The organism is Morganella morganii, assembly GCF_041099235.1.
GTDB classification, from domain to species: Bacteria; Pseudomonadota; Gammaproteobacteria; order Enterobacterales; family Enterobacteriaceae; genus Morganella; species Morganella morganii_E.
The window spans coordinates 413,334-425,522 of record NZ_JBFZSO010000001.1 but is presented as its reverse complement, the minus strand read 5'-3'; the positions used below and the strand labels follow the sequence as shown (position 1 = coordinate 425,522).

Below are 12,189 nucleotides of genomic sequence, written 5' to 3'. Positions count from 1 at the left end.
GGAGATTGAGCCAACCAAGGAGGTGGTTCCTGGTATTACATGTTGCGTTTTAGTTCTTCATTTTCTTGTCCGATACTACGAAATAACCAAAGTGATTGTTGTGATCGGATTCGAAAATTCAGAATTTTACCCGTTTGTGGCCGCAGCGTCGGTAAATTCCGGCATATGCGGATTACGGGTGCTGGTACCCGGTAAGTTACGGATCAGCAATGCAAATTCCAGATTCACATCATCCGGCACCGGCAGATAGACAATATGCCCGTTACCCGGTGCGACACCGGTGGCTTCCCCTTTGCGGTTATTCATGGCATCGAGGGTAAAGCTGATATTACCGTTCGGGGTCATCAGTTCCAGGCTGTCACCGACAGAGAATTTGTTTTTCACATCCACTTCAGCAAGGCCGTTCACGCGGTTGCCGGTAAACTCGCCGACAAACTGCTGGGAATCAGAAACGGAATAGCCGTATTCATAAGTCTGATAAGAATCATGAGTATGGCGGCGCAGGAACCCTTCGGTATAACCGCGGTGTGCCAGGCCTTCCAGCGTGGTCAGCAGCGACGGATCAAACGGTTTTCCGGCAACAGCGTCATCAATGGCACGGCGGTAAACCTGGGCGGTACGGGCGCAGTAATAGAAGGATTTGGTACGGCCTTCGATTTTCAGGGAGTGAACACCCATCTGCGTCAGCTTTTCGACATGCTCGATAGCCCGCAGATCTTTGGAGTTCATAATATAGGTGCCGTGTTCATCTTCGAACGCGGTCATATATTCGCCCGGACGCTGTGCTTCCTCAATCAGGAACACTTTGTCTGTCGGGGCACCGGCACCGAGGGTCGGCTCAATGTTTTTCACCGGAATCGGCTCCTGCTTGTGGACGATATTACCGACCACATCCTCTTTGCCTTCCTCAACTTTATATTCCCAGCGGCAGGCATTGGTGCAGGTACCCTGGTTCGGGTCACGTTTGTTGATATAACCGGAGAGCAGGCAGCGGCCGGAGTAGGCCATGCACAGCGCACCGTGAACAAACACTTCCAGCTCAATTTCCGGCACATTTTTGCGGATATCGGCGATTTCTTCGAGTGACAGTTCACGGGAGAGGATCACACGGGTCAGCCCCATCTGATGCCAGAATTTGACGGTTGCCCAGTTCACGGCGTTGGCCTGAACGGATAAATGAATATCCATCTGCGGGAAATGCTCGCGCACCATCATGATCAGACCGGGGTCAGACATAATCAGTGCATCCGGGCCCATGGCAATCACCGGCTCCAGGTCACGGATAAAGGTTTTCAGTTTGGCGTTATGCGGGGCGATATTGACCACGACATAGAATTTCTTGCCCAGTTCGTGGGCTTCCTGAATGCCTTTGGCGAGGTTTTCGTGGTTAAATTCGTTGTTACGGACACGCAGGCTGTAACGTGGCTGTCCGGCATAGACCGCATCCGCACCATAGGCGAACGCATAGCGCATATTCTTCAGCGAGCCCGCCGGAGAGAGTAATTCGGGTGTAAACATAATGTATTCCGATCTGAGTTCAAGTCAGAACCTTCCCCGGAGGGGGAGGCGTAATCAAGGCGTTGGATTCTAGCGCGTCATCCGCCCGGTATCAAATGAATTACTGAAAATGGCATGAATATCGGATAACGATTTGATATAGTTTCGTTAAATTCAGTGGTGCGGCGGATAATTTCTGCCGCGCTATCATTTACTATAGTCTGTTACAGCGTGGATACATGGAAAAACGTCATATTGCAGTCTGGATCGGTCTGGCTCTTAACCTGATTTTCCTGGGGATTATCTCCTATATTCCGTCGGCACTTGAGCCGTACCGGGATCAACTGGATTATCAGATGCAGCAACTGATTGAAGTCTTACCGTACGTGAAAATTCTGATGACCGGCGGGATGGCCGCACAGCTGGCCAGTCTGGCATTTTTGCGCAACCAGCCGAAACTGGGCCTGGTTCTCGCCATGATCGGCGGTATTATTTTTATTCCGCTGGGCTTTGTCTTTATCGTCGGTTACCTCTACGACTACAACCGCGTGGTCTACCGTTCACTGAAAACAGTACCGAAACTGGCACAACTGCCGTTTGAGGTCCTGCTGAAATTCAATAAACAGCGCCAGATCAGCATGGCGGTGCTGTACGGAATACTCGGCGTGGCACTGCTGGTGTTCGGGATGGATATCGGCGGCATTATGGTCGCGGTGGCGATTGTGCTGGTGATTAACGCACGGCGTATTCAGTATTATCCGATGCTGGCGATTGCCGGTGATAACCTGCTGTTTACCCCGGGGCAGTATGCGGTCTGCTATGAAGCGCCGCTGAGTGCTTTCACCGTGATTACAGACAACCGCGCTGCGCTGAAACTGCATATCAGAACCGCTGAACTGGACCGGTCATTCCGTATCGCTAAAGCTGATTTATTGCAGGATGAGCAAAATACGCTCGATAAAATCCTGGCGCGGCTGAAGCGTCCGTCCGTCATTCAGTAACTGAGTTATTCAGTAATCAGAGAAACAATAAACGGCGGATATTCCGCCGTTTTTTATATCTGTCAGATAACAGCTGTCAGATAATGGTGGCGGCAATAATCTCCGCCGGTCCGCCTTCCCAGCGGTAACCCAGCCCGTAGACGGAATGAATAAAATCACGGTCACCGTCTAACTGTCCGAGCTTGCGGCGCAGGTTTTTGATATGGCTGTCAATAGTGCGGTCAGTTACCACGCGGTAATCATCATACAGATTATCCAGCAGCTGATTGCGTGACAGCACGGTGCCCGGCTGTGACACCATGGTGCGCAGCAGACGGAATTCAACCTGAGTGAGATCCAGACTCTGTGTCCCGAAACGCACCTGATAATTCACCTCATCAATAGTCAGGGTGTCACGCTTATCCTCTGACGTATCGTTATTGCGCTGACAGCGGCGCAGAATGGTTTTGATCCGTGCCACCACCTCACGCGGGCTGTAAGGCTTGCAGACATAATCATCCGCACCGATTTCCAGCCCCAGCAGGCGGTCAATCTCTTCGGTTTTGGCCGTGACCATCATCACCGGTACATCACTGAACTGACGGATTTCACGGCAGAGTGTCAGGCCGTCTTTCTCCGGCAGCATCAGATCCAGCAAAATCAGATCCGGTTTATTTTCCTGCACCCAGGCCGTCACTTCGCCGCCACGTGCCAGCCAGTGCGTGCGGTAATGGGCGGCATGCAGGTAATCTGTCAGTAACTGAGCCAGTTTCGGCTCATCTTCCACAATGAGAATCAGTTCAGCATTTTGTTCCATGCAGTCAACTCCTGTCAGTCAGAGCGGGGCAGAATCAGTGTGATGGTCACACCGCCGAGCGGGGACGCGGATGCACTTATCTGCCCGTGATGCGCTTCCGCGATTTTATCACAAATCGCAAGGCCGAGTCCGGATCCGCCGCTGGCCCGGTTGCGGGAGGATTCGCTGCGGTAGAAACGCTCAAAAATCTGTGAAAATTGCTCCTCAGTCAGCCCCGGTGCACTGTCTGACCAGTCGATACGGATCTGTGTTTCATCCTGCTGACCGCGTACCACAATCTGTCCGCCGCTGTCGGTGTAACGCAGGCTGTTTTCCAGCAGATTATGGAATAGCTGGCCGAGCCGCGCGTCATCCCCGAAAATCATCAGGGTATCCGGCAGTTCCGTTGTGACAGAGAGACCTTTTTCCTGCAGCCGGTGGCGGAATACGCCGATAGACCGGCTGATCACATCAGTCAGATTGCATAACTCTTTGCGGTAAGAGAGTGAGCCGCGATCGGATAATGACAGCTGATGCAGATCGCTGACCAGTTTTGTCAGGGTCTGCACTTCCGCCAGCAGAGACGCCAGGGTCTCCGGTGTCGGCTGGCGGATCCCGTCCTGAAGAGCTTCCAGTTCACCCTGTAATACTGCCAGCGGGGTACGCAGCTCGTGTGAGACATCCGCCATATAGTCGCGGCGCATCAGCTCATTTTTCTCCAGCGCGGAAGCGAGCTGGTTAAAATCATTGGCCAGCTGCGCGATTTCATCTTTACCGTGAACCGGTACGCGGCTGCTGAAATTACCCGCCGCCAGCTGATGTGTGCCTTCCGCCAGCCGTTTGACCGGACGCAGAAAGCCGCGTGTCAGCAGCCAGGTGACCACCAGAGTCACCAGCAGCACCAGCGCCGAAACTATCCAGCTGGTACGTGCCTGCTGATGTGAAAAGCTCTGGTCGGCGGCACGGTTGATATTGTCATCCGCCGGCATCACCACCCAGCCGACGATATTATTATTGTATTTTACCGGTTTGCGGTAGAGCTCGCCGGGCGGTACCGGTCCGTGCCCGAACAGGCGGCGGTCATCCTCATCCAGCAGCCAGAAGCGCATTTTCCAGCCGCGTTCCATATGTTCCATATGGCGGTCGGTATCCAGCGCCCGCAGTGCCTGCATAAAACCGCGCTGATTATTGCGCAGAAAATACCAGCTGCCGTAATCGGCATATTGTTCAGCGACAACATCGGCGATCATCTCCGTCCGGTCTTCGGCGGAGCGCTGAAGATAGCCGAGGAAGCCCTGCTCAAAACTGAAACGGATAGCCAGATGCATGGTCAGCACCACCAGCATACAGGTGGCAAAAATGGCAAGAAACAGTTTGTGACCTATTCCGGTTTTCATACATTTCCCTTCGTACTGAGAACGGATTGTCCGGCGGATTCTCCGGTTTTTTTGCGGCGCAGCCGGTCAAAGAACAGATAAATCACCGGCGTGGTATAGAGTGTCAGAATCTGACTGACCAGCAACCCGCCGACCACGGTTATCCCGAGCGGCTGGCGCAGCTCCGCGCCGTCTCCGCTGCCGAGCGCCAGCGGCAGTGCGCCGAACAGAGCGGCCAGAGTGGTCATCAGGATCGGACGGAAGCGCAGAAGGCAAGCCTGAAAAATGGCATCCCGCGCACTTTGCCCGCCACGCTGGGCGGCAATGGCGAAGTCCACCATAATAATGGCGTTTTTCTTCACAATCCCGATCAGCAGCATAATCCCGATCAGGGCGATCAGGCTGAACGGCGTATCAAAGAAGCGCAGCGCCAGCAATGCGCCGACCCCCGCTGAGGGCAGGGTGGATAAGATAGTCAGCGGATGAATAAAGCTCTCATACAGCATACCTAGCACCAGATACACCGTGATAATGGCGGCGATAATCAGCAGCACCTGAGATTGCAGGGTCTCCTGGAACAGCTGCGCGGTTCCGGCAAAAGTGCCGCGCACTCCGGACGGTACACCCAGCTCCACCATGGTGCGTTCGACCGCCGCCACCGCATCGGACAGGGAATAGCCTTCCGCCACGTTAAAGCCGATCGTTGAGGCCGCTGACAATCCCTGATGGTTAACACTCAGCGGTGCATTCGCCGGGCGCCATTGTGCGAAATACGCCAGCGGAACCGGTTGTCCGTCTTTATTGATAACAAACATCTTATCCAGCGCGCTGACATCCTGTGTATATTGCGGCGCGACTTCCATCACCACTTTGTACTGATTCAGCGGCTCATAAATAGTGGAGATCTGCCGCTGACCGAAGGCGTTATTCAGCAGATTATTGGCATCATTAACACTGATCCCGAGCTGTGCCATCACATCGCGGTCATAAGTCAGTGCCATCTCTGCGCCTTTATCTTCTTTATCCGAGTTGACATCGGTCAGCTGCGGCAGTTCGCCGAGTGCTTTGCGGATTTTCGGCTCCCATTCGCGCAGCAGGGATAAATCGTCCGCCAGCAGGGAGTACTGATAACTGGAATTGGACTGACGACCGCCCGCGCGCACATCCTGAACCGGGATCAGGAACAGATTAGCGCCCGGTTCATCCGCCAGAGTGACACGCAGCCGGTTGATTACATCCTGGGCGCTGTCTGTCCGTTCATCCAGCGGATTGAGCGAGATAAACATAAATCCGCTGTTCACCCGTCCGCCGCCGGTAAAGCCGGTGACACTGGCAACATCTTTATCACTGTGAATACGCTGCATAAAGGTGCGCATTTTCTGCTCCATCGACTGGAACGAAATGCTCTGGTCAGCGCGGACAAAGCCCAGCAGCCGCCCGGTATCCTGATCCGGGAAAAAGGTTTTCGGTACAGAGATATAGAGCCAGACTGCGAGAGCAATGGTGCCGGTAAAAATCAGCAGTACCCAGCGGCTGTGTGCCAGCACCACGGTCAGGCTGCGCCCGTACCATTGCTGGATGCGGAACAGGATCCGGCCTGCGCCGCGTTTGCGTTCCCGCGCCGGTGACGCGCGGTTTTTCAGCAGATGAGCACAAAGCATCGGGGTGAGTGTCAGGGAGATCACCAGCGAGATAGCAATAGCGGTGGTCAGGGTGATGGCAAATTCACGGAACAGCCGCCCGACGAGGCCATCCATCAGCAGCAGCGGAATAAACACCGCCACCAGGGAGATACTCATGGAAAGCACGGTAAAACCGACTTCGCTGACCCCTTTGAGCGCGGCTTCTTTCGGTTTCAGTCCGTTTTCAATATGACGGGCGATATTCTCCAGCACCACAATGGCATCATCCACCACAAAACCGGTGGCGACGGTCAGGGCCATCAGTGACAGGTTATTGAGGCTGAACCCGCACAGATACATGGCGCTGAAAGTACCGATAAGAGAAACCGGCACGGCCAGCGCCGGGATAATGGTGGCACGTCCGGAACGCAGAAACAGGAACACCACCAGGATCACCAGCCCCACCGCAATGGTCAGTGCGCGCTCCACTTCGGTCAGTGAGGCACGGATGGTGGGTGTGCGATCCTGGGCGACCTGTAAATCCACGCTGGCGGGAATGGCGTCCTGTAATACCGGCAGCTGTTCGCGGATACGGGCTACGGTGGCGATAATATTGGCACCGGCTTCACGGCGGATCACCAGCAGAATTGCAGGCTTGCCGTTGCTCATTCCGGCGGCGCGGACGTTCTGCACCGAGTCCTTCACGGTGGCGACATCTGCCAGCCGTACCGCCGCGCCGTCATTGTAATGCACAATCAGCGGACGATAATCCTCAGCCGTTTTCAGTTCACTGTTACTGTCAATCTGCCAGCGGCGTTCATTGTCAGACACCGAGCCCTGCGGACGCAGCACGTTGGCATCGGTAATCGCTTTGCGCACACTGTCGAGGGAAACCCCCTGGTTAAACAGCTGTGACGGATTAAGCTCAACACGCACGGCAGGCAGCGAGCCGCCGCCGACCGAAACCTCACTCACGCCTTCAATCTGTGACAGGCGCTGTGCCAGCCGGGTGGAGGCGATATCATAGAGTTTGCCGGTATCGAGGGTGTCCGATGTCAGCGTCAGGATCATAATCGGCGCATCGGACGGGTTGGATTTATAGTAACGCGGGCGGGACGGCATCCCGGACGGCAGCAGATTCTGTGCGGCGTTGAGCGCCGCCTGCACATCACGGGCAGCGCCGTTGATGTCGCGGTTAAGCTCAAATTCCAGGGTAATACTGGTGCTGCCGAGCGAGCTGGAGGATGTCATTTCCGACACCCCGGCTATCTGCCCGAGTGAGCGCTCCAGCGGCGTGGCGACAGACGATGCCATGGTTTCCGGCGAAGCACCCGGCAGTGATGCCGTGATATTAATCACCGGATAATCCACCTGCGGCAGCGGCGCCACCGGCAGGAACAGGAAGCTGATCGCACCGCACAGGGTGATGGCGAGGCTTATCAGCGTCGTGGCCACCGGACGGGCGATAAACAGGGCGAACAGCCTCATAATGAGGCTCCCGTGTTGTCATTTTCCGGGGTAAACCGGGCGTTATCGCGCCAGTGAGACAGGCGGTCAAACAGCAGATAAATCACCGGGGTGGTAAAGAGGGTCAGGATCTGGCTCATAATCAGTCCGCCGACCATACAGACCCCCAGCGGCTGGCGCAGCTCGGCACCGACCCCGGTACTGAGCATCAGCGGCACCGCACCGAACAGTGCGGCCATGGTGGTCATCAGGATCGGGCGGAAACGCAGAAGACACGCCTGATAAATCGCATCATACGGCGACAGCCCCTGTTCGCGTTCTGCCGCAAGGGCGAAGTCAATCATCATAATGGCGTTTTTCTTCACAATCCCGATCAGCAGAATAATACCGATAATCGCGATAACATCCAGCTCATTGCCCGCCATCATCAGCGCCAGCAGGGCACCGACCCCGGCGGTGGGCAGGGTGGAGAGGATAGTAATCGGGTGAATAAAACTCTCATACAGAATGCCGAGCACAATATACATTGCCACGACAGCGGCAAGGATCAGCCACAGGGTGTTGGACAGAGCATTTTCAAAGGCGAGGGTTGCGCCCTGGAATTGTGTGGTGATATCTTTCGGCAGGCCGATACGCTGCTCCGCTGATTTCACCGCATTAACAGCCGCTTCCAGCGAACCGCCCGCCGGGACATTAAAGGAGAAGGTCGCGGACGGGAACTGCGCCAGATGATTGATCGCCAGCGGCCCGAAGCGCTGCGAGACAGTGGCAAAGGCTGACAACGGCACGGAGTTGCCGTCTTTATTGGTCAGACGGATGCTGCTGAGGGCATCCGCGCCCGGTGTCAGCGCGGTGTTATTTTCCAGCACCACGCGGTACTGACTGGCCTGGGTATAAATCGTGGAGATCAGACGCTGACCGAACGCATTGTACAGCGCGTTATCAATATTTGTCATGGTCAGCCCCAGCCGTGACGCGGTGTCGCGGTCGATATCGATATAAGCCACCAGTCCCTTGTTCTGCCAGTCATTACCGGTGTCGGTCAGGGCATCACTGCTCTCTAATTCTGTCATCAGACGCGGCACCCACAGATCAAGCTCCTCAAGGGAATTCGCCTGTAAGGTAAACTGATACTGCGTGCGGGAGGTCTGGGTATCGATAGTCAGATCCTGAGACGGCTGGAGATACAGTTTCACGCCGGGCAGGGTATCAGCTTTCTCCTGTAACCGGGTGATGATAGCTTCCGCACGGTCAGCCCGCTCAGACAGCGGTTTCAGGGTGATTTGCAGACGGCCGGTGTTCAGTGTGGCATTGCTGCCGTCGATACCGGCGAAGGCGGCGATATTAGCGACAGCCGGGTCATCCGCCAGCAGACGGCTGACCGCCTGCTGTTTCTCACTCATGGCCTGAAACGACACGGACTGCGGTGCTTCCAGCGTGCCCTGAATCAACCCGTTATCCTGGATCGGGAAAAAGCCTTTCGGGATAAACAGATAGAGCATGACGGTGATCGCCATGGTACTGAACGCAACCCCGAGTGTCAGCCACTGATGGCGCAGCACCCATGTCAGCCAGCGGCCGTAACCGGCAATCACCCGCTCAAAAAAGTGTTCAGTGGCGCGGTTAAAGCGGTTATGGCGGTGAGCAGATTCCGGTTTCAGGAACCGGGCGCACATCATCGGTGTCAGTGTCAGTGACACCACACCGGAAATCAGGATAGCCACCGCAAGGGTGATGGCAAACTCACGGAACAGGCGGCCGACAATATCCCCCATAAATAACAGAGGGATTAACACGGCAATCAGCGAGAAGGTCAGAGAGATAATGGTAAAGCCAATCTCACCGGCACCTTTCAGGGCTGCGGTCAGCGGTTTGTCGCCTTTTTCAAGATAGCGGGCGATGTTTTCCACCACCACAATTGCATCATCCACCACAAACCCGGTGGCGATAGTCAGCGCCATCAGAGTCAGGTTATTGACGGAAAAACCACAGAAATACATCACCGCGAAGGTACCGACCAGCGAGAGCGGCACCGCCACGCCCGGGATCAGGGTCGCGGCCATATTGCGCAGGAACAGGTACATCACCATGATCACCAGCGCGATCGCCAGGAACAGTTCAAACTGCACATCTTTGACCGAAGCGCGGATAGCATCTGTCCGGTCAGTCAGAACCGTTACGGTCACGGATTCCGGCAGCGTTTCCACCAGTTCCGGGATCAGAGCACGGATGGTATCAGTAGTGGAAATCACGTTTGCACCGGGCTGGCGCTGCACATTAATGACAATGGCCTGTTTATCATTAACCCATGCTCCCAGATGGGTGTTTTCCGGCCCTTCCTGTACGGTTGCCACATCCCGCAGGCGGATCGGTGCATTGTTTTTGTAGCTGACAATCAGGTTCTGATAATCTTCCGCCGATTTCATCTGGTCGTTGGCGGACAGCGTCACCGAACGCGCCGGGCCGTCAAGGCTCCCTTTGGCGGAGTTGACGTTGGCGTTGTTAATCGCGGTGCGGATAGTTTCACTGTCCAGCCCGTAAGCGGCGACAGCATTGGCATTTAACTGTACCCGCACAGCAGGGCGCTGGCCGCCTGCCAGTGTCACCAGCCCGACCCCTTCCACCTGGGAGATTTTCTGGGCGATGCGGTTCTCCACCATATCCTGTAAACGCGTCATCGGCATGGCATCGGAGGTGACGGCAAGGGTCAGCACCGGCGGATCCGCCGGGTTCACTTTGCTGTAAATCGGCGGATAAGGCAGATCATTCGGCAGCAGATTGGTTGCCGCGTTGATGGACGCCTGCACTTCCTGCACTGCAACATCCAGCGGCAGGGAAAGCTGGAACATCAGGGTGATCACCGAAGCGCCGCCCGAGCTTTGCGATGACATCTGTTTCAGGCCGGACATCTGCCCGAACTGGCGCTCCAGCGGCGCGGTCACGGCGGAGGTCATCACATCCGGACTGGCACCGGGATAGAGTGTCACCACGCGGATAGTCGGGTAATCCACTTCCGGCAGCGAAGAGACCGGCAGCATGCGGTAGCCGACAATCCCCGCCAGCAGGATCGCCAGCATAAACAGGCTGGTGGCGACCGGACGCAGAATAAACAGGCGGGACGGGCCGCCGGCACGGGTTTCAGGGGTGTTTCCGGACATCAGGCCTTATCTCCGGCTGCGGCTTTTTTCTCACCGGACACCACTTCCACCTGCGCGCCGTCAGTCAGGCGATCTATTCCGTCAGTCACCAGGGTATCACCGGCGCTGACGCCGCTTTTGATCACCACGCGTTCCGGGGTCTGTAATTCCACATTCACAATCTGTTTACGGACTTTATTCTCGGCTTCCAGCAGCCAGACATAATTACCTTCGGTGCCCATCTGCAGTGCGGCATTCGGGATCACCACCGCATTTTCCAGCTGCCCGACCTGCAGCAGTATATTGACAAACTGGTTCGGGAACAGCAGATCATCATCATTGGTAAACCGCGCTTTGGCTTTTACTGTGCCGGTGGCGGCATCTATCTGGTTATCCAGTGTCAGCAGTTTGCCCTGTGCCAGACGGATGCTGTTATCTTTGCTCAGCGCGGTGACTGTGAGTTCCGGCATAGTGCGCTGCGCCATGCGGATCAGCGGAATATTATTTTCCGGAACGGTAAACAGCACATCGGCCGGAGCGGTCTGGTTGATCACCACCAGCGGCATGGCAGTTCCGGCGGTAATAAAGTTGCCGGTATCCACCTGACGCAGACCCATTTTTCCGCTGATAGGCGCGGTGATGCGGCTGTAGGTCAGTTGCAGTTTTGCGCTGTCGATAGCAGCCTGATCCACCTTAATACCGGCTTCCGCCGATTTGACGGTTGCCTGCTGGGTATCCAGCTCCTGTTGCGAAATCACATTGGTGGCCGCGAGTTTCTGATAGCGGCTCAGGTCACGGCGGGCATTGGCGAGCGTGGCCTGATCTTTGGCGAGTTGTCCCTGAGCCTGTGCCAGCTGGATCTCAAACGGACGCGGGTCGATGGTGAACAGCAGATCACCGGCATTCACTTTCTGACCTTCCTCAAAATGGATTTGCATCAGCTGGCCTTCCACGCGGCTGGTCACTGTCACAGAATTGGCCGCCTGCACGGTACCGAGTGCTGACAAGGTGCGGGGAATGGTTTCAGAAACGGCTTTCGCCACCTGTACCGGCGCCAGCGGCGGACGACCCGGGCGGTTGCTGTTTTTGCCTGCGGAAGCCCCCGGCGTTCCGGCAGCAGGCGGGGTGGCCGGTGCCGCAGAGTAAAAGTAATGATAGGTGCCGTAACCGGCTGCGCCCAGAAGGAGAACGGCAATCGTAATGCCTGTGCGTTTCTTTCTCTTTTGTACATTATTCATTTTGGGATTACTCATCATTCCTTTTTACCCGGCGCTGCCGGGGTACGCGTAAGGGCACAAAACAGCCTGAAATATG

The 12,189-nt window shown here is 55.8% G+C and carries 7 protein-coding genes; 1 reads left to right on the top strand and 6 read right to left on the bottom strand.

Going from position 1 to position 12,189, the window contains the following annotated elements:
- Window positions 1-126: 126 nt before the first annotated feature.
- Complete coding sequence (trhP, locus tag AB7038_RS02140; RefSeq protein ID WP_368889162.1) at window positions 127-1,518, bottom strand: prephenate-dependent tRNA uridine(34) hydroxylase TrhP; 1,392 nt, start codon at window positions 1,516-1,518, stop codon at window positions 127-129.
- Window positions 1,519-1,736: 218 nt separating this feature from the next.
- Here trhP and AB7038_RS02135 point away from each other — a divergent pair, with 218 nt between their 5' ends.
- Entirely contained in the window at window positions 1,737-2,498 is a 762-nt protein-coding gene (locus AB7038_RS02135) for a hypothetical protein (protein ID WP_369452664.1), read from the top strand.
- A gap of 76 nt (window positions 2,499-2,574) precedes the next feature.
- Here AB7038_RS02135 and baeR read toward each other — a convergent pair whose 3' ends face one another.
- From baeR to AB7038_RS02110, 5 genes are read right to left on the bottom strand one after another with little or no spacing between them, the layout of a single operon-like run.
- Window positions 2,575-3,294: a two-component system response regulator BaeR gene (gene baeR, locus AB7038_RS02130; RefSeq protein ID WP_368889164.1), complete on the bottom strand. Its 720-nt coding sequence runs from the start codon at window positions 3,292-3,294 to the stop codon at window positions 2,575-2,577.
- Window positions 3,295-3,308: 14 nt separating this feature from the next.
- The gene (gene baeS / locus AB7038_RS02125) at window positions 3,309-4,670 is read right to left on the bottom strand and encodes a two-component system sensor histidine kinase BaeS (protein ID WP_368889165.1); all 1,362 of its coding nucleotides are present in this window, start codon (window positions 4,668-4,670) and stop codon (window positions 3,309-3,311) included.
- The gene (mdtC, locus tag AB7038_RS02120; protein WP_369452663.1) at window positions 4,667-7,759 is read right to left on the bottom strand and encodes a multidrug efflux RND transporter permease subunit MdtC; all 3,093 of its coding nucleotides are present in this window, start codon (window positions 7,757-7,759) and stop codon (window positions 4,667-4,669) included. The genes baeS and mdtC overlap by 4 nt, the downstream gene beginning before the upstream one ends.
- Window positions 7,756-10,896, bottom strand: a complete 3,141-nt coding sequence (locus AB7038_RS02115; protein ID WP_369452662.1) for an MdtB/MuxB family multidrug efflux RND transporter permease subunit — start codon at window positions 10,894-10,896, stop codon at window positions 7,756-7,758. The genes mdtC and AB7038_RS02115 overlap by 4 nt, the downstream gene beginning before the upstream one ends.
- Window positions 10,896-12,113 carry an MdtA/MuxA family multidrug efflux RND transporter periplasmic adaptor subunit gene (locus AB7038_RS02110; RefSeq protein ID WP_369452756.1) on the bottom strand — a complete coding sequence of 406 codons (1,218 nt, stop codon included), beginning with the start codon at window positions 12,111-12,113 and terminating at the stop codon, window positions 10,896-10,898. Before AB7038_RS02110 ends, AB7038_RS02115 begins: the two co-directional genes overlap by 1 nt.
- Window positions 12,114-12,189: the final 76 nt, after the last annotated feature.